The organism is Flavobacterium sp. (assembly GCF_036782315.1).
In the GTDB taxonomy this organism is placed as follows: domain Bacteria; phylum Bacteroidota; class Bacteroidia; order Flavobacteriales; family Flavobacteriaceae; genus Flavobacterium.
Map to the genome: position 1 here is coordinate 180,247 of NZ_DAIPZK010000001.1, position 20,081 is coordinate 200,327.

Below are 20,081 nucleotides of genomic sequence, written 5' to 3' on the forward strand. Positions count from 1 at the left end.
ACCTCTTTTTGTAATTTTTTAGGGGCTATTATTTCATTACTTTATCGTTTATTAATTTTCATTATTGTTTATAAAAGCATTGAAAATAAAAACTGGGCAGCAATTATGCTAGCTTCTATACCTTTCTTTTTTGTTTATTTGTATTTCTTACTTTTAATGGAAAAAGATATTAAAATGGATTTTTATCCTTGGGTTTTAAATGGCTTTTTAACTTCTTTTATTGGCGGAATGGCTACCTTTAACTTTCTTTTTCAGGATAAAACAAGATTGTATTGGTTATTTATAAGTGCTATTTTATTTGTGATTCAAATTGGAGCATTTTTGATTAACAAATATTATTTTCCAGATGAAGTTTTGAGAAAATTAACCATCATTTTATTTGGCATTTCAAATTTTACTTTTTACAAATTTGTGTTGCATCAAGAAGAATTAAAACTAAAACTCACTTCTTAATTTAAAGTTTTCTAACTTTGCTTCATGAAATTTACTTATCCCAAAAACGAAAAATTAAAAAGTAAAACTACAATTGACTTGTTGTTTACAGAAGGGAAATCGGTTTCAAAATATCCGTTGCGTTTGGTTTATGTAGAAAATTCTGAGTCTGATGCAGAATTAATTAAAATGGGAGTTTCTGTATCAAAAAAATACTTTAAAAAAGCGGTTGACCGTAATTATTTCAAACGCGTTTTACGTGAAACTTATCGTTTAAACAAACATCTTTTAATTGATAATTTAGAAAAACCACATGCGTTTATGTTTTTTTATCAATCAAAGGAGCGACTTTCTTATCAAGAAATTGAAGAGAAAACCATACAACTTTTTCAAAAATTCAACGAAAGACAGAAGTAAATTGTACATTTGGTTTAATTTTTGCTCAAGATTCTTTACTTTCGTAAACTGGTAAAATTCAAGACTTCAACATGAAAAAATATTTCAGAAGAAAAATAATCATTCCTGTTCTGGCTGCGGGTTTCTTATTTGTGGGCGTTAGTTTCAAGAACGACTTTTTTGAAATTGCCAAACAAATTGAAATCTTTACTGGACTTTTCAAAACCGTTAATCAAAATTACGTGGATGAAACCAATCCAGGTGAAATGATGGATAACGCCATAAAAAACATGTTGAAAGAATTGGATCCTTACACGGTTTTCTTTAACGAACAAGACGTTTTAAAATTCAAAATTAACAACACAGGCGAATACACCGGAATTGGTGCAATGGTACAACGCAAGGATGGAAAAGTGTTTTTAAAAGAAATCTATAAAGGTTTTCCTGCAGATAAAGCGGGTTTAAAAGCAGGTGATGAGGTAACGCAAATTGGAGATATCAACTTAAAAGAATACAAAGAAGATGCTTCGCAATTATTCCGTGGTGCTAAAAATACTAAAATAGAAATTCAATACGTTCGTCAAGGTAAAACGCAAAATGCAACGATTATTTTAGACGATGTTGAAATTAAAGCCGTTCCATTTTTCTCGCTTTTAAAAGACAACACGGGTTATATTGTTTTAACGAAATTCACTGAAAAAGCGAGTTCTGAAACCAAAGCAGCATTGTTAGAATTGAAAAAACAAGGAGCTACCAAAATCATTTTAGATTTAAGAGGAAATCCAGGTGGTTTATTGCACGAAGCAGTAAACATTTGCAATCTTTTTGTTCCTAAAAACGAATTGATTGTAACTACCAAATCGAAAAATCCAAAACACAACTTAGAATATCGCACTAAAAATGAACCTATTGATTTAGAAATTCCGATTGCAGTTATTGTGGATGGAAAAAGTGCTTCGGCTTCAGAAATTGTAGCGGGTGCGATTCAAGATTTAGATAGAGGCGTGATTTTAGGAACGAGAAGCTTTGGAAAAGGACTGGTGCAACGCCCATTAGATTTGTCTTACGGAACGCAAGTTAAAGTAACAATTTCGAGATATTATACACCTTCTGGACGATGTATTCAAGCTTTAGATTATTCTAAAAAAGACGAAAACGGAAAAGCAATTAAGAAGTCACAAAACGAGTTCAATGCTTTCAAAACAAAAGCAGGAAGAACTGTTTTTGATGGTGGTGGTGTTCTCCCTGATGTTGAAATCGAAGAAACCAAAACGGCAACTATTACTGATGCTGTTGTTAAAAACGATGCAATTTTCAACTTTGCTACGCAATGGTATTATAAAAACCCATCTCTAACAGGAATTCCAACTATTTCTGATGCTGATTACGCTGCGTTTAAAACATTTTTAAAACAAGAGAAAATCACTTTGGACACCGAAACCAACAAAGCGCTTAATAACGTATTAGAAACGGCTAAAAAAGAAAAAATGGATGCTCAAATTGCTGTTGAATACAAACAGTTAGAGTTGGCAATAGAAAAAAATCAAGAATTAGAATTAGATAAAAACAAAAATCAAATCAAAAAATTAATTCAAGAAGAACTAATCACGCGTTACCAATACCGTGAAGGCTTATATCAATTTTACACCAAAGAAAATTTAGAAATTGAGAAAGCCATTACTTTATTAAATAATCAATCTCAATACAAATCGATATTAAAAAAATAAGATGACACGTTTATTATCCCTACTATTTTTACTGTTTTCCATCGTTTCGTTTGCTCAAGAAGAAGAGGAAGTACATTCTATCTTTTTTGAGTTTAATAAATTTAATTTAAAAGAAGAACAAGCCAAAGCAGTAGTTGCCTTTGTTAGCAAAATAGACACTACACGAATAGAATCGATTCAAATATTTGGTTACTGCGATGATCGAGGAAAGGATGCTTATAATTATACTTTATCAACTAATAGAGCTAATACAGTAAAAAATAAGCTAATTGAAAAAGGCATCAAAAGTAAAATTATCATCACACTTGAAGGAAAAGGAAGAATTATGCTCGATGAAGATATGCAAACCAATATTCCGGAAGCACGTTCTAAAAATCGAAGAGTTGACGTTGTAGTTAATTTTAAACCTGTTGTAATTGAAGATTTTAAAATTCCTGGCGTTTATAGCACAATTAAAAAAGACCGAATTGTAGGAGACAGAATCTACCTTGATCACGTTTTGTTTGAAAGAGGAAGTAGTCAACTTACCTATCAAGCCAAGAAAGAGTTAGATCGAATTGCCTTAGAACTGCACAAATACAAAAACATTCATTTTGAAATTCAAGGTCATGTTTGTTGTACTCCAACTTTCCAAAAAGAAGCTATAGATCGCGATACTAAAAAACGCGAATTATCCATCAATCGTGCCAAAAGAGTATATAATTACTTTTTAATGAAACGTATTAGTAAAACTCGTATGACCTATAAAGGATATGGCAACACACAATCGTTGAAAAAAGGAAGTACTTTAGACCGACGAGTTGAACTTTTAATTACTAAAAATGATGTTCCTGTAGAGCAACCGAAGAAGTAAAATTAATTTTCAAGAGTAAATACAATTTCAAAAATCAATTTGTCTTTTTCGAATAAATTAAAACTCGAATAGCAGGAATTAACACTAATATTTACTCGGTAAACTCTTAAGCTATCTACTGCGACTAAAAACTAAGAACGCTTCATCTGGATATGCGGAATATCATCTTCTAAGTACATTTCGCTCGTTTGGATAAAACCGTGAGATTCATAGAATTTTTTCAAATATTCTTGAGCAGAAATGGTTATAGCGGTTTCGTTGAAATTTTCTTTAATTGCTTCAATAGAAACACGCATTAAATCGTGGCCAAATTTTTTATCACGATACTTTGGGCTTACCACAACTCTTCCAATTGAAGATTCTTCAAAATAATAACCTTTGTTGAACAAACGAGAATAAGCCGCTAAATCGCCATCGTAGTAACCTAAAACGTGAAGTGCTTTCTCGTCTTTGCCATCAATGTCTTGATAAACGCAATTTTGCTCCACCACAAACACTTCTGAGCGAAGTTGTAGTAAAGAATATAGTTCGGGCGTAGAAAGTTCGTTAAATCGCTTTATTTTGAATTTTATCATGATTTGGTGATGGGTGATGGGTGATGGGTGTTGGAAAAAGATTGTTTTAAAACCTATTACCAATTACCTTTAACCCATACCTAAAAATTATTTTAAAAACTTAACGGATTGAATAATCGCTTCCAATTCGAAAACTAAATCACGTTTTGATTTTGACGGATTATAAGTGAACCCTTCTAAAATTAGATAACGATTATTTTTAGCATCTTTAATAGCGTAATTAACAAAAGGTCCAGCCATGTAATCGTTTTTCAATTCCCAAGTTCCTTTAGTTAAATACGTTTTTTTGTTTGCTACATTCACTTCGAAAAGATAAGGAGCATAAGCCGCTTCAGTAATCATCCAAGTGTTTGGTAGCGTACCGTGAATATTTGCTTTTCCAATTTCATCACGCATTGCAGTAATATTAGCGATAATGTTGGTGTCTTTTTCAATCGTATTAATTGGCACTTCGTAAATTAAAATACTATTGTATCCTGAATTAAATTCTTTTCTCAACCAAATGAATTTATCCTTTACCATATCGTACTTGTATCCAAATCCTATTTGTAGGCTTACTCCAAACATTTTTTGAACCTGAGCATCTGACACTAAAGATTTTTTCATTCGGGCTTGATTCTCAATAATCTCAGAAGCTTTGATCGATTTAATAATTTCAGGTGATTTTTCTTCTAAAACTTTAAGAATATCTTCTGTATCAGAACCCGAAATAACAGAAATATTTTGAGGTTTCGCATATTTATCAACTGTATTTACAAAGCCTGATTCGCTACCTTTTTGAATCACAATTACATTTCTGCTTTTTCTCACAAATCCTTCAAAAACTCTTGTTGGATATTGGTTTAAATTGAATAATGGTTCTTCTTGTGGTAAACCATCTACGGGTGCAGCAAATTTTTTACGAATACTATCGCCAATTTCTCCGTTCCATAAATTGTCATCAATAATAATGGAAACATTATTGATTTTTCCGTTAGATTCTGATAAAATGGCTTTTGCTTCTTCTTTAGAATTTTCTTTACAAGATAAAAACGATAGGGCAACAAAGGTTAAAAATGCTAATTTTTTCATGGTGTTGAATAAATTTTATCCGTTAATTTTTAATTTCATTCCAGGCTGTATATTATCACCACTAATATCGTTCCATTTTTTTATATCCTCTACGGAAACCCCTGGAAATTGTTTTGAAATTGAGAATAACGAATCTCCTGTTTTTACTTCGTAAGTATTGTTTTTACTAGGTTTAGGTTCAGTTTTAACAATTAATTTTTTTTCAGAATAAATTTTTAATTTTTTTCCTAGTTGAATATTATTGCTTTTTAAATTGTTCCATTTCTTTAAATCTGATACGGAAACATCATACTTATCTGCAATTTTACCTAAATTATCACCACTTTTAATGGTATGAAATTGTGTTTTCTTCTCAAACTTTGGTTTACTAACATAAGAAGAATCAACATTTGAGCCTACAGAATCCTTTGATGTTGAGGCAATAAATTCTGTTTTTGTTTTTTCTTTATACGTTTCTAAATAATTCAAATAAGCATAAATTTTTTCTTCATTAGAAACAAATAATCCCATTTTATTCTTAGGTAAACGCAAATAATGTGGTTTATCTCCTTCAAAAGGAATAACTTTCAATTTATAAATCGGATTTAAAAACTCCAATTGTTCAACTGGAATATCAAGTAATTCCGAAATGTGTTTGAACGACATTTGCTTTTTCACCATAATTGTATCCGTTTCAAAATACGTTAATGGCGCTTTTTTAGGCTGGATGCCATGTTCTTTTTTGTATTCGTAAATATAAAAAGTAGCTAAAAAAGCTGGAACATAATTCGCAGTTTCTTGAGGTAAATTTTTACGAATATTCCAATAATTTTGACTTCCGCCCGAACGACGAATTGCTTTTGAAACATTTCCTGGTCCGCAATTATAAGCCGCTAAAACCATGCTCCAATCACCAAAAATTCCGTACAAACTTGATAAATATTGACAAGCCGCTTCCGTTGCTTTTAGCGGATCGTAACGTTCATCAACATAAGAAGTTACCTCTAAATTATACTGTTTACCTGTTGGATACATAAATTGCCACAAACCTGAAGCTCCAACACGAGATTTCGCTCTTGGATTCAAAGCCGATTCAACAATCGCTAAATATTTCAATTCTAACGGAATGTTGTATTTTGCTAAATGTTCTTCAAACATTGGGAAGTAATATTCCGAAATTGCCATTAAGCGCTCAAATGCCTTTGGGCGATTTTTCAAAAAGGCCTTAATCGTATTTTCTAAGGCTGGATGATATTCGATATTAAAAGGCGATTTAGCATCCATTTTTGCTAAACGTTTCTTTAATAAATCGGTTGAAAGATTATAACTTACTTCTGTGTCAATATCAAAAGTAGTGATGTCAGTATACATATCATTTGACAACTCAAAATTTGCTAATTCTGATAACCATCGTTCATCAATACAATTGCTTGTGCTATGATTTACAAATGTTGTCTTCAATGAATCCAAATAGGACATTTTAGGCAACGGTAGTAAATTGTCTTTTTCTACTGTTTCTTGAGCTACGCTAAAAAGCGATAAAAAAAGAGTTGTTATTATGATTGTTTTTTTCATTCTGTTTCTTGTTTTTTTGGGGCGTGTTAATCATTAATAACTTAATAATCAACGTTTTTATTGTATTCTTAATTTAAAATAGCTGCAATTCCAGGCAAGGTTCTACCTTCCAGCATTTCTAACATCGCTCCACCACCGGTAGAAACGTAACTCATCTTTGGTTCTAATCCAAATTGTTTTACAGCCGCAACGCTATCGCCGCCACCTACAAGTGAAAAAGCACCATTTGCAGTTGATTCTGCAATAAATTCTCCTAACGAAATGGTTCCGTTAGCAAAACTTTCCATTTCAAAAACACCTAATGGTCCGTTCCAAAGAATTGTTTTTGAATCTAATATAATTCGTTTGATAATTTCTAATGATTTTGGTCCTGCATCCAATCCTTGCCAACCGTCTGGAATGTTTTTCACATCTACCACTTGCGTATTGGCATCGTTTGAAAACGCATCAGCAGCCACAACATCAACTGGTAAGTGAATTTGAACACCTTTTTCTTTAGCTTTTTTCAAAATTTCAATAGCTAAATCTAATTTATCATCTTCGCAAATAGAATTTCCAATTTTTCCACCCAAAGCTTTTATGAACGTAAACGTCATTCCACCACCAATAATCATGTGGTTTACTTTGTCTAAAATATTTTCAATCACCGTGATTTTTGAAGAAACTTTACTTCCTCCTAAAATCGCAACCACTGGTTTTTCTGAATTTTTCAATACTTTTTCGATACTCTCAATTTCTTTAGCTAACAAATAACCAAAGCATTTTGCCTCTTGAAAAAATTGCGCAATAATCGTAGTTGAAGCGTGTGCTCTATGCGCAGTTCCAAAAGCATCGTTCACATAAATATCACCTAAAGAAGCTAATTTTTTTGAGAAATCCACATCTCCTTTTTCTTCTTCGGCATAAAAACGTAAGTTTTCTAATAATAAAATTTCGCCTGGTTTAAGATTTTTTGCTGCATTTTCAACAATTTCTCCAATACAATCCGAAGCAAAATGCACTTTTTGACCTAAAATTTGTTCCGTTTTTGAAACGATGTGTTGTAACGAATATTTGGCTTCAACTCCTTTTGGTCTTCCTAAGTGACTCATTAAAATTACACTTCCGCCATCTTTCAATATTTTGTCAATTGTTGGCTTTGCTGCCTCGATTCTTGTAGCATCGGTTACCTTAAAATTTTCATCTAAAGGCACGTTAAAATCTACTCGAATAATTGCTTTTTTGTTATTGAAATTGAAGTCGTAAAGTGTTTTCATTTGTATCGAATTTTAATTTGAGCGAATGCAAATATAAATTATTGTATTTTAAATCTTTATAACAAATATCATATTTTGCATTTTTTTAAAAACTTAGAAAACCAACTTTTTGATTTGTTTTCTACCAATTTTGGTAATTTTTGATTAGGTTTGTTCCATGCTTTTCAAAGATATTTTAGGACAAGAACATATTAAAAATCACTTAACTAAGAGTGCCGAAGCCGGAAGAATTCCGCACGCTCAGTTGTTTGTAGGACCAGAAGGTTGTGGAACGCTTCCGATGGCGATTGCCTATGCGCAATATATTTTGTGTGGGAATGTTGGAGGAGAAAATGTAGGTGAAAACACCTCTTGTAACCTAAAATTTGAACATTTTTCGCATCCTGATTTGCACTTTGTTTTTCCTGTAGCTACAACCGATAGCGTTAAAAGTCATGCGATTAGTGATAATTTCATGGTCGAATGGCGTCAATTTTTAACTGAAAATCCATACGGAAGTTTGTTTGATTGGTTGAAAAACCTCGGAATTCAAAATAAACAAGGTTTAATTGGAGTAGATGAAGCAACTGAAATCAACAAAAAATTATCTTTAAAAGCCTATGAGGGCGGTTATAAAGTAATGATTATTTGGATGGCGGATAAAATGAATGGTTCTTCAGCCAATAAATTATTGAAATTATTAGAAGAACCGCCAGCTAAAACCGTTTTCATTTTAATAACTGAAAGCACTAGCGATATGTTACAAACCATTTTGTCGCGTTGTCAAGTGATTGATTTTATTGGTTTGAGCGAAAGTGTAATTGCAGAAGCTTTAGTTTTACGTGAAAATTGTGAGCCAACAGTTGCTAAAAAAATCGCACATCAAAGTGAAGGTAATTATAACAAAGCGTTGCATATTTTACGAAAAGAAGACGATGAATTTCCGTTTGACGAATGGTTTGTGGAATGGGTGAGAAGTGCTTTTCGTGCCAAAGGAAATGCCGCCGCTATTAATGATTTAATTGCTTGGAGCGAAAACATTGCTTCTACCGGAAGAGAAACGCAAAAACAATTTTTACACTATTGCATTCACTTTTTCAGACAAGCTTTATTGCTTAATTATCAAGCAAATGACTTGGTTTTCTTAGAAACAAAAGTGCCAAAATTTGAATTGGAAAAATTTGCTCCATTTGTAAATGGTGCCAATATTTCAGATATTTACAAAGAATTAGAAGATGCTATTTACCACATTGAAAGAAACGGAAATAGCAAAATCATCCTAACCGATTTATCCATAAAACTAACACGATTAATCCATAAAAACGCATAATTATGATACAAGTTGCTCCTCTTTTAGTCTTAGCTTTTTTAGCCATCACTTTTTTACAATCTGGATATGATAAAATTAAAGATTGGAAAGGCAATGTAGAATGGTTAACCGGTCATTTTGCAAATACCATTTTAGCAAAACAAGTTCCAATGGCTTTAGGAATTGTTTTGGTTTTAGAAGTAGTTTCGGGAATTTTATGTGTTTCGGGAATTATCCAACACTTGGTGCAAGATGTGGTAATTAGAGGTTTAGGATTTTATGGTGCTATTTTATCTTGTATTACGTTACTTTTCCTTTTGTTCGGACAACGTTTAGCAAAAGATTATGATGGTGCAAGAACGATTGTAATTTACTTTATTCCAGCGGTTTTAGTGGTTTTTTGGTTGAATTAGTTTTCACATCAAAGAAATTTTATTTGTTAAGGAGACGCTTAACAGCGTGACAAACTGGTCGTGAAATAATTGGGTTTAAACTTTGTGTGGGATGCTTAGCAGCATGACAACTTTGTGGTTAAATTAAACGGTAAAACATTCTCACAACGTTTGTCATGCTGTCAAGCATCTCTTTGTGGTTCTTATGAAAAATGATTATTCAAGAATTCCATGTTGGGGTTGAATTCTTTTATTAACTCCAATTTCAAATCTCTTCTTAAAAGTTTAATTTCCTTTTCTCTAGCAATTGCTTGTTGAATCCAGCCATATTTTTCGTAATAAATTAAATAATTAAGGTTATATTTTGCTGTAAAACTGTTTGGGTTTATTTTTTCGTTGTGTTCTTGTAATCTTCTTTTTAGATTATTTGTAACACCAGTGTAAAGAACGGTTTTGGCTTTGTTTGTTAGAATGTAAACGTAAAAGTTGTAGATTCCTTCTGTGAATTCGATCATGATTTTGGCTTTTAAAGTGTTATTTGTGTGATGCTTAACAGCATGATAAACTGAACAAATGATTGGGTTTAAACTTTGTGTGGGATGCTTGACAGCATGACAACTTTGTGGATAAAACTTGTGCTAAAAATTAACCCAAACTCGCTTTATACAATCGAAGCTCATCCCAAGAGAATTTATCGCCGTGACTTTCTTTTAATTCGCCTAAGCTTTCGCCTTTAAAATCTTTGAAAGCTGCTCTTAAATCGGATATTTTATCTTCTGGTAAAATGTCAGAAAGTTGGACGATTTCCATTTGGATTAACTTGGCAAAATGGTTGTAAATCGTTTGTGGCGTTAACTTTCGTTGTTTTGCAATTTCGTAAATGGATAAGTTTTGTTTCCACAGTTCCAAAGTGTCTTCATAAGTAGATTTCTTTGGTTCTTTTGTTTTTTTCTTTTTGGTATCGGTGTAATAGGAAACGTCTTCGTCGTCTTCTACTAAAGCAGCATGCAAAGTTCTAAAACGTTCAGCCACAACTACTAACTTATTAATTTTGTAGGTACTCATGTCTTCCGAAATTAAATTTTGCTTCGAAATTTCTTTTCCTTCGACAATGATATTGGTCAGTAATTTTGCTTTTTTAAGTTGCAAAATCGCTTTGATTTGAAGTTCTTCTAAAACACATAATTCGTCATAAAACGCTTTTACTTTTTTAATGCGTTTTACTTCTTCGATTTTCAATAACAATTCTTCTGCAATAGCATCTAAGGTTTTGAAAAAGTATTGATAAGCTGCATCACATCGCTCTTTCACGAAATTGACATCCAAATTTTCGTCGGAAAAAATTTTATGCAATTGCGACATAAATTTCCCTGAAGGTTCTAAAATTTCGGCGATTTTATCGTGTTGGTTTTTTGCCCAATCGTTATGCTTGTTTTTAGGTGATTTTGGTCCCGAAGTTTCGGGATTCGAATTATAACTGAACAAATGATTGCGCCATTCTTGACCTAATTCTTTGAAATCAAATGAATTAAGTAACGTATTCAACCAAAAAATCATGGTTTCTTTGGCTAACGAATGTTGTAAAATTTCTTCAGAAGCTTTGTTTTCGGCATAATTCAACACTTCTTCATCACTCGAAATGCCATTCATTCGCAACGGAGAAAGCAAAATAAGCCCTTTTAACGAACGCAAACGCGATAAAGCAACATAGGCTTGTCCAGGAGCAAAAACTTGCGATACATCGAGCGCTGCTTTATCAAAAGTTAAACCTTGACTTTTATGCACGGTAATTGCCCAAGCCAATTTGATAGGGTAGTGGACAAACGTTCCGATGATTTCTTCTTCTATTTCTTTAGTGTTTTCGTTGACTTTGTAGCGAATATTTTGCCATTCGTACCGTTCGACTTCAATCGTTTTGTTTTCTTCTGGAAAGTGAACAAAAATTTCCTTTTCGGTTAAAGAACTGATAATGCCCATTTTTCCGTTAAAGAATTGCTTTTCGAAATTCAAATCGTTTTTAATAAACATGACTTGTGCTCCGACTTTTAGCTGCAACTGTTCTTCTAACGGATAAATTTTTTCAGGAAAATCTCCAGTAATTTCTGGTAAATAAGTGAATTGTTTTCCTTCTAAATCTTTTAAAGACTGCGCATTTATGGTATCAGCTTTAGCATTATGAGTCGTTAAAATGATAAAACCTTTGTTTTTCTTTAAATCAAAATTAGGTTGTACAAATTGATTGAGAAGTTGCACATCTTCTGGAGTGATTTTATTATGTCGTAAATGGTTCAGAACATCAATAAATTCAGCATCGGTTTGACGAAAAATCTTATCTAATTCGATATACAAAGGCGGAAATTGTTGTATTACGTGCGAATGAAAAAAGAACATACCACGATAATAATTCTTGAGCATTTCCCATTCTTCATTTTTAACGACAGGTGGTAATTGTAATAAATCTCCTATAAATAAAACTTGAACTCCTCCGAAAGGGCGTTCGTTTCTACGTACTTTTCGCATCATAAAATCCATCGCATCTAAAACATCGGCACGTAGCATGGAAACTTCATCGATAACTAACAATTCCATATTTCGAATTACGGAACGTTTTACGTTATTCATCTTAAAATGACGACCTAAAGAATCGCGATTTTCGAATTTTAAAGTGTCTGAAAAATGTGGAAGTTGTTTATTATCAGGAATAAAGGCGGCAAAAGGTAATTGAAACATCGAGTGAATTGTTACTCCATTTGCATTTAAAGCAGCAATTCCTGTTGGTGCAACAACAACTGTGTTTTTGTGTGTTGTAGCAATAATTTCTTTTAAAAGAGTAGTTTTTCCGGTTCCTGCTTTTCCCGTAAGAAAGATGGATTTATTGGTTTGATTAATAAATCGAAGAGTAAAATTGGCTGCGGCTGATACTTTTTCCATGTGGCGTAAATTTTTAAAAAACAAATATATAGAAACGATTAGATATAAAAAAGTCCCGAATGATCGGGACTTTATGTTATTTTTTCTTTTCTTCTGTTGCTACTTTATCATCTTTTTTTGTAGCGTTGTATTTGTCATTAAGTTCTTTTAAAACTTCTTTGGTGATATCATATCCATCTTTAGCATAAAGAACAGTTGCAGCATCCCCTGTTCCATAGATATAATCATATCCTTTTTTCTTTCCGTAATCTTTAATGAATTTTTTTACTTCACTAATTAAAGTATCTTTTAAAATAGCTCCTTCTTTTTGTAATTGTTGAATTAAAGCATTTTGTTCAGCGCCTAACTCTTGCTCTCTTTGTTGTAAAGCTGCGCCCATTTGTTGCGCCCATTGTGGACCTTTTGCTTGTGCGTTTCTTTGGAAATTTTGTGCTTCAGCTTGAAAAGCTCTTACTTTTGCTTCTAAAGGACGGCCAAGTTCTTCTGATTTTACTTTGAATTTATCATCTTCATCTTTGAATTTTTCGTATTTCTCGATTAATTCAGCAGTATCTATATATGCAGTTTTAAAATCTTTCGAATTTGTTTCTGTTTTGTTACATGCTAAAACACTTAATGCAACACCTAAAATCAATACTAATTTTTTCATGGTTCTATATTGGTAATTATTTATTTTTCGTAAAAGTAATAATAAGTTATAAAGTAGCAAATTTGTTGCTTTTTTATTTATTTTTTAATTATAGTTATTTTTTATAGATGTTTTTAAAATCAATAATAGAAAACTATTAAAAAACGCTTTCATAAATCGTATTAGAAAGAGTTTTATAAAAAACACGACAAAAGATATCAAAACAAGTAAAAAAACACTTAAAACGGCTTTAAATTGATTTTTATTTGTTTTTTAAAACATAAATATGCGATGAAAACTCATTTTTAAAGAATCCGGATATATTTGAGATAAAACCAATAAAAAATCCAGAAATAAAATTCATTTTCCCTGATTTATATTTTTCAGATAAAAGCGAAACATAAAAACTATCAAACCACATGGGTTTAATATCTTCTAAATTCATATTTTGTTTGTCGAATAATTTTTCAATTGCTGTTTTTGAAAAATGCCACAAATGTCTTGGAACATCATAAGCGGCCCAAAACTCTTTGTAATATTTTGCATCATAAGATTTGAAATTTGGAACGGCAATAATAATTGTTCCAGAAGGTTTCAATAACCGTTTTAATTCGGCTACTTGATGTTCAACATCAGGAACATGTTCTAAAACGTGCCACATAGTAATTACATCAAAAGAATTACTTTCTAGTTTTTCAATAGTATCTCCAAATTTAATTCCTTTACCTAAAGCAATTCCTTTTGCTTTATCATTTGGTTCAATTCCTAAGATATCCCAATTTTGATTTTTACATTCCAAAAGAAAATCTCCTGTTCCTGCACCAATGTCTAAAATTCTTCCTTTTAAAGGTTGATAAGAATTTATTAATTTCACTTTATCTCGAATTGCTTTTCTTTTAATGAAATGGTACATTTTTTCAAACAGTGTACGTTTTCCATCAGTGTGGGAAATGTAATCTTCAAATTCGTAATACGAACCTAATTTATCCAAAGTAGGTTGGGGATGTGTTTTTAAAATTTGATATTCCTCATTTAACAACAAGGAAAAAGATTCTCCAGAAACTGAAAAATCTTTAACGGTAATATAACTCTTATCTTCTAAAAAATTCATTTTTTTATTTTTATGCTAAAGGCTTATTTTAGTAGGGTTAACAAAGTTGTTTCACGTGAAACATATTCAGTTGGCAGTCGCAGTGTTCAGTCGTAGTTAAATAAAAACTGGAAACTGAGACTGAAAACTGAGACTATCTTCCCATGTATATTAACAACACCGAAATATCACTTGGTGAAACTCCGCTAATACGAGAAGCTTGTGCAATAGTTCGTGGTCGGATTTTATTTAATTTTTGTTTAGCCTCAATTGAAATTGATTTAATCTTATCAAAATTAAAATTTTCTGGAATTACCACATCTTCTAAACGTGTTAATTTATCTGCATGATTTTTTTCCTTTTCAATATAACCAGAATATTTCACTTGAATTTCTGCTTGTTCTACAATTTCTTCATCCAAATTATGATTCACTATATAATCCGCTACTTTTTTAAATTTTTTAAAATCTTCTAAATCTAATTGAGGACGAGAGAAAACTTTAAACATTTTATCCGGCTGACTCATAGGAGCAGAACCTTTCTCAATTAAAACTGGATTTGCTTCTTCAGGCTTCAAACTTGTTTCTCTGAAAAAATTCACCATAGCATCTGATTTAGAAAACTTCTCTTCCATACGACGCAAACGATCTTCTTTTGCAAGACCAATTTCATAACCTTTAGGAGTTAATCTGAAATCCGCATTATCCTGACGTAATAAAGTTCTATATTCAGCACGAGAAGTAAACATACGATAAGGTTCTTCTGTACCTTTAGTAATTAAATCATCGATTAAAACCCCAATGTAGGCTTCATCGCGCTTTAAAATAAATGGCTCTTTACCTTGTACTTTTAAAGCAGCATTAATTCCTGCCATCAAACCTTGTGATGCTGCTTCTTCATATCCTGTTGTTCCGTTAATTTGACCCGCAAAATATAAACCATCAATTAATTTAGTTTCTAAAGTATGTTGCAATTGTGTAGGAGGGAAGTAATCATACTCAATAGCATAACCAGGTCTAAAAAATTTTACATTTTCAAATCCAGCAACTGAACGCAAAGCTTTAAACTGAATATCTTCTGGTAAAGATGTTGAAAATCCATTGATGTAATATTCACAAGTTGTCCAACCTTCTGGTTCCACAAAAAGTTGATGACGCTCTTTATCTGCAAAACGATTAATCTTATCTTCTATAGAAGGACAATATCTTGGACCAATACTTTTTATTCGGCCATTGAACATGGGACTCCTGTCAAAACCTTCGCGTAAAATATCATGCACCTCTAAAGAAGTATACGACATCCAACAAGAACGTTGTGTTTTTAAAGGAGTGGTAACATTCGAATAGGAAAACTTTTCTGGGTGTTCATCGCCCGGTTGTTCAACCATTTTAGAAAAGTCTAACGAACGACCATCTACACGAGGTGGCGTTCCTGTTTTCATTCTTCCTGATTCAAAACCTAAATTCACTAAATCTTCAGTAATTCCAAAAGAAGCACTTTCTCCTGCACGACCACCACCAAATTGCTTATCTCCAATATGAATTAATCCGTTCAAAAAAGTTCCATTTGTCAGCACGACAGTCTTTGACTTGATTTCAATTCCGAGAGAGGTTCTTACACCAACAATTTTCCCGTTCTCCGCTAAAATCCCACCAACCATTTCTTGGTAAAAATCCAAATTAGGAGTATTCTCCAACATCGATCTCCATTCATCCGAAAAACGCATTCTGTCTGATTGCACTCTTGGCGACCACATTGCTGGTCCTTTTGATTTATTCAACATCTTGAATTGGATGGCTGTCTTGTCTGAAACAATACCCGAGTATCCACCCAAGGCATCAATCTCACGAACGATTTGTCCTTTTGCAATTCCACCCATGGCAGGATTACACGACATCTGTGCAATGTTTTGAAGATTCATTGTCACCAAAAGTGTAGCACATCCCATGTTGGCAGCAGCAGCAGCAGCTTCACAACCGGCATGACCAGCACCCACAACAATTACATCATATTGATTTAAAAACATCTTTTATAAATATTATGTTCCACGTGAAACATTTAAAAAACTCTAGTTTATAAGCTTAATGTTCCACGTGAAACATTTGCATTTTTTCCTCTTCTTTAGAACGCATCAAAGCTTCGTCTTCAGGAGATTTATCTTTGTATCCACAATAATGTAAAACACCGTGAGATAAAACACGTTTTAATTCGTCCTCAAAAGAAACATTGTAATCATTAGCATTATCCTTAACTCTTTCAACAGAAACGAAAATGTCACCTTGTATTAAATTTCCTACTGTGTAATCAAAACTTATAATATCGGTTAAAGTATCATGGTCTAAGTACTCAACATTAATTTTGTGTAAATATTGATCATCACAAAAAATATAATTGATTTCACCTTCTTCAAATCCTTCGGATTCAATAATGCGGGAAATCCAGTCTTCATATTGTGCTTCGTTTTCTAGTTCGAAATCTGTTTCGTAATTAAAACTAATCATTGCTTTTAAAATAGTTTTGAACCTTCTGGTTAAAATTGGGTTGCAAAGGTAAGCTTTGTCTGTTTAATATTTCAACACTATTGAGATAATCTTTTAATTCTTTAGAAAGTGGAGTAGTAGACCCGTTATACGTTTTGTCATTTGTTTTTGATTGACGTTTCGTATCTTCTCCCTGTTGTTGAATTGCATTTTCTAACTTTAAAAGTTCGTGTTTTAAATTTAACATTTTTTGCAATGTTTCGTTTTTAAAACCTTTATTAATTAATTGTTTTTCGATGTCTTTCATTTGGTTAAGAGCATTCTGCCCTTGGCCGGTCATTCCTTCTTTTTCTAAAGCTTTTTGAAGTGCTTCTCTTAATTGACGTTGTTCTTTTAAAATCTCTAAAACTTTACCAGCATTTCCTTCTTGTCCGTTTTCACCTTCTTCGCCATTCTCTCCAGATTGTCCTTTTTGTTTACCTTGACCCTGTTTTTCTCCAGGCTTATCTCCAGGCTTATCTCCAGGTTTCATGCCATCTTTCATTTTTTCACTCAATCCTTCTTGCTGTTTGATAATATCAGGGAGTTGTGCGCCTCCTTTACCACCTCCAGGTTTAGGCTTTCCTTTTCCAGAACCTTGACCCTGCATTTCCATATTCATTTCGCTTTGCACATTGCTTAGATAATCCGCTAAACGATTGGCAGAAGTTAAAACATACTGCTGATGTGAAGCTCCTTTTTGAATATTGTTATCCGCTAAAGTTTCTAAAGTCTTATCTAAATTATAATGAATTTCACCAACTTCATTTAAAATTGTTTCAGTGATTTTTGGATTACGTAAAGCAACAGCAAACAAACTATCGTCTACATGCTTGAACTGTAATTTTAAATCTTGTTGCTTTTTTAAAACTTTATTTAATTGTAATGAACGTGTTTGAGAAGCATTCGTTGTTTTAATCAAGCCTTCTTCCTCAAAAGAAAATGCTAATAAATTATCTAGAATCTGACGTAACAATTTAGCATCTTCTTGCATTTGCTCTATCTCACCAGACATCATCGATTGAGTCATTTTTTGACTCATTTGTTTCATTTTAGACGCTGCAGCTTTTTGTTTAGGTTTTGCTTTTTGTTGGTTTTGCTTTTGTAAATCATCAGATGCTTTTTTCATATCTTCCTTAACATCTTCTTGTTCATTTTTATCATTAGGAATATCCATTGGTGCTTTTAAATCTTTGTTTTCTTTGTGAAGCTCTTGGAGTTCCTTTTGAATGTTTTCAAATTCTTTATTAATAGCATCCTGATTTTCTTTGTTGTTCTCTTTAGCGTCGTCTGCTAATTTGTTTTCTTTTTCTGCAAGCTTATCTAATTTATCAGCAATTTGTTCGGCTTTCTTTTCAACGTAAAATCGTTTGGTTAACTCGACTAATTGTTCCAAATTTTGTTGCTGGTTTTTAGCATTTTGTTTTAACTTATCGGCTTTATCAAACAATTGATCTTTCTCAAGTTTCTTAGAAAGTTCTTCTAATTCTTTCAAAAGTTTTTCATTTTTTGCTGCTTGTTTTTCGGCTTCTTCTAAACGACGCAATAACTCTTCTTTGTCTTTATCTTGTGCTTTAGGATTGAATTCCTCTAGATTGTCGGTTAACTTTTTTGTGAATTCTTTCATCATTTCGTCTTGTTGTTTTTGACGATTAATGAAATCTTCAATTTTCTTTTGGTCTTTGAAATCTAAAGAGGATTTCTCTTTATTCATCTTTTGCAACTTATCCAATTCGGACAATTGCTTTTCTTGATTTTGAAGCGATTTCTCTAAGCTATTGATGTTTTCGTTTTGTTCTTGTAATTGTTTGTCAACCTTTTGTTCCTCTGTTAATTCAAAATGAAGAAAAACAGAAGATTTAGTACTTTTATAATTGTTAACTACGTCATTATCAAACACTTCAAAATAATATTCATAATTAACACCTTGATCAATTGATAATCCGTTGGGAAATGAATATATAAACTGATCCACAGCTTGATTCTTAATAGCTAAATTTGCTTTTCTAACAGCACTTGGATTACCTTTAGGATAAAAAACAACTTGAAGTTTAGATAAACCATGATCATCTGATACTTGCCCAATCATCATTATCGATTTTAACTTTAATGAATCAGGGGCAATTTGAACTGAAATGGTTGGGTATTGATCTTTAATAATTGCTATTTGATACGAAAGTTTTTCAAACTCACTAATATTTCTATTCGATGTAATTACTTCATAATTCAAATTATCGGTAATTCTTCTTAAAAGTGAAAAGTTATTATCTTTATTAGCGAAAACACTTACTTGATTATTCGATTTGAAACTAACTTTATCGGTTGCTAAAGCGTTAATTCTCCAATTTACAACCGTTCCTTCGGGAACAACAGCATTTCCCGTTCCTTGAATTACTTCTGATTTTTTACCTAAATAAGAAGGATATTGCAATACCATTTCAAAATTGGCAATCGTAGGAACATCCACAACATTAATCTGATACTCTTTCGAATTCAAACCATTTGCTAAAAGCGAAAAAGTAACATCTTTCGATAATTTAGTAAACGTATATTCAAAAACTCCTGGTTTGGTATTTTGCAAAAAATATTCTTCATTGCCAATTTGAATCGCAATATTTTCAGGCATCACTTTTCCTTGTGTTTTAACTTGCAAAACAAAATCGGAATTTTGTTGAGCGGTTAATGATTTATTTAAAACCACAAATTCAAATGGAGCCGGCGGTGCGAATTTTGTTTCATAATTCACCACACGAACAAAACTATTCGAAATAATTTCAGAATTTCCGGTAACGAAGAACAAAATCAATAATAGAATTGGAATAATAGCATAAGGCAAAAACTTCTTATTCTTGGCAAAATTCACAGCATTTGAAAACGGAATCGGTTGTAACGAAGCAGCTTTTTGTTCGATTGAAGCCGCTAATAATTCCGAAGTTTGACTTTGATTAGCCAATTGTAAAAAATTCAACAACTTGTCTTGCACTTCCGAAAAGTGATTACCGATGATTTCTGAAGCTTGTTCGTAATTGATTCCTTGTTGTAATTTGAATAATTTAAACAACGGAAAAGCAATGAATCGAATCAATAAAAAAGATTCAACAACTACAAACAACCAAAACAAAATAGTTCTTCCAGATGTTGATAACCATAAAAAGTATTCAATCAATAAGGTAAAAATGAAATACAACAAGCCTAATCCGATGAAAAGAATGACTCCTTTTATCAGTTCATTAGTGTAAAACTTCTTGATAAACCCTTCGAGCTTATCGAAAATAATGCTTTTTGCTTCCAAGATTGTTGATATACTGTTTATAACCGATAAAAATACAACATCTTCCTAGAATTGTCAATAGGTTTTTAGTGAAACTT

General features: G+C 32.1%; 17 protein-coding genes. 6 read left to right on the forward strand and 11 right to left on the reverse strand.

The window, feature by feature from the left end; translation table 11 throughout:
* The first annotated feature begins 105 nt into the window (after positions 1 to 105).
* From V7P59_RS00750 to V7P59_RS00765, 4 genes are all read left to right on the forward strand, one after another.
* Positions 106 to 453, forward strand: a complete 348-nt coding sequence (locus V7P59_RS00750; protein ID WP_333807702.1) for a hypothetical protein — start codon at positions 106 to 108, stop codon at positions 451 to 453.
* A gap of 24 nt (positions 454 to 477) precedes the next feature.
* On the forward strand, positions 478 to 849 hold the full coding sequence (gene rnpA / locus V7P59_RS00755; RefSeq protein WP_333807704.1) for a ribonuclease P protein component: 372 nt from the start codon (positions 478 to 480) through the stop codon (positions 847 to 849).
* Between the two features lie 71 nt (positions 850 to 920).
* Entirely contained in the window at positions 921 to 2,555 is a 1,635-nt protein-coding gene (locus V7P59_RS00760) for a S41 family peptidase (protein ID WP_333807706.1), read from the forward strand.
* 1 nt (position 2,556) lies between these two features.
* Entirely contained in the window at positions 2,557 to 3,408 is an 852-nt protein-coding gene (locus V7P59_RS00765; RefSeq protein ID WP_333807708.1) for an OmpA family protein, read from the forward strand.
* 131 nt (positions 3,409 to 3,539) lie between these two features.
* Here V7P59_RS00765 and V7P59_RS00770 read toward each other — a convergent pair whose 3' ends face one another.
* The 4 genes from V7P59_RS00770 to V7P59_RS00785 form a co-directional block, all read right to left on the reverse strand.
* Complete coding sequence (locus V7P59_RS00770; RefSeq protein ID WP_333807710.1) at positions 3,540 to 3,983, reverse strand: GNAT family N-acetyltransferase; 444 nt, start codon at positions 3,981 to 3,983, stop codon at positions 3,540 to 3,542.
* A gap of 87 nt (positions 3,984 to 4,070) precedes the next feature.
* Positions 4,071 to 5,054, reverse strand: coding sequence for a DUF4837 family protein (locus tag V7P59_RS00775; RefSeq protein WP_333807712.1), 984 nt, complete (start codon positions 5,052 to 5,054; stop codon positions 4,071 to 4,073).
* A gap of 15 nt (positions 5,055 to 5,069) precedes the next feature.
* Entirely contained in the window at positions 5,070 to 6,608 is a 1,539-nt protein-coding gene (locus V7P59_RS00780; protein WP_333807714.1) for a lytic transglycosylase domain-containing protein, read from the reverse strand.
* A 68-nt stretch (positions 6,609 to 6,676) separates the two neighbouring features.
* Entirely contained in the window at positions 6,677 to 7,864 is a 1,188-nt protein-coding gene (locus V7P59_RS00785) for a phosphoglycerate kinase (protein WP_333807716.1), read from the reverse strand.
* A 157-nt stretch (positions 7,865 to 8,021) separates the two neighbouring features.
* On the opposite strand from V7P59_RS00785, the gene V7P59_RS00790 reads away from it, so the two are divergent.
* Positions 8,022 to 9,173: a DNA polymerase III subunit gene (locus V7P59_RS00790; RefSeq protein ID WP_333807718.1), complete on the forward strand. Its 1,152-nt coding sequence runs from the start codon at positions 8,022 to 8,024 to the stop codon at positions 9,171 to 9,173.
* Positions 9,174 to 9,175: 2 nt separating this feature from the next.
* Positions 9,176 to 9,565, forward strand: coding sequence for a DoxX family membrane protein (locus V7P59_RS00795; protein WP_231842651.1), 390 nt, complete (start codon positions 9,176 to 9,178; stop codon positions 9,563 to 9,565).
* Between the two features lie 182 nt (positions 9,566 to 9,747).
* On the opposite strand, the gene V7P59_RS00800 is transcribed toward V7P59_RS00795, so the two are convergent.
* From V7P59_RS00800 to V7P59_RS00830, 7 genes are all read right to left on the reverse strand, one after another.
* The gene (locus V7P59_RS00800) at positions 9,748 to 10,059 is read right to left on the reverse strand and encodes a GIY-YIG nuclease family protein (RefSeq protein WP_333807722.1); all 312 of its coding nucleotides are present in this window, start codon (positions 10,057 to 10,059) and stop codon (positions 9,748 to 9,750) included.
* Between the two features lie 130 nt (positions 10,060 to 10,189).
* Positions 10,190 to 12,475 (reverse strand): helix-turn-helix domain-containing protein, encoded by a 2,286-nt coding sequence (locus V7P59_RS00805; RefSeq protein WP_333807724.1) that lies wholly within the window; start codon positions 12,473 to 12,475, stop codon positions 10,190 to 10,192.
* A 76-nt stretch (positions 12,476 to 12,551) separates the two neighbouring features.
* Entirely contained in the window at positions 12,552 to 13,124 is a 573-nt protein-coding gene (locus tag V7P59_RS00810; protein ID WP_333807726.1) for an OmpH family outer membrane protein, read from the reverse strand.
* 241 nt (positions 13,125 to 13,365) lie between these two features.
* On the reverse strand, positions 13,366 to 14,214 hold the full coding sequence (locus tag V7P59_RS00815; protein WP_333807727.1) for a class I SAM-dependent methyltransferase: 849 nt from the start codon (positions 14,212 to 14,214) through the stop codon (positions 13,366 to 13,368).
* A 133-nt stretch (positions 14,215 to 14,347) separates the two neighbouring features.
* Complete coding sequence (gene mnmG, locus V7P59_RS00820; protein WP_333807729.1) at positions 14,348 to 16,219, reverse strand: tRNA uridine-5-carboxymethylaminomethyl(34) synthesis enzyme MnmG; 1,872 nt, start codon at positions 16,217 to 16,219, stop codon at positions 14,348 to 14,350.
* Between the two features lie 55 nt (positions 16,220 to 16,274).
* Positions 16,275 to 16,694, reverse strand: coding sequence for an rRNA maturation RNase YbeY (gene ybeY, locus V7P59_RS00825; protein ID WP_333807731.1), 420 nt, complete (start codon positions 16,692 to 16,694; stop codon positions 16,275 to 16,277).
* On the reverse strand, positions 16,687 to 20,004 hold the full coding sequence (locus V7P59_RS00830; RefSeq protein WP_333807733.1) for a hypothetical protein: 3,318 nt from the start codon (positions 20,002 to 20,004) through the stop codon (positions 16,687 to 16,689). Before V7P59_RS00830 ends, ybeY begins: the two co-directional genes overlap by 8 nt.
* Between the last annotated feature and the right edge of the window lie 77 nt (positions 20,005 to 20,081).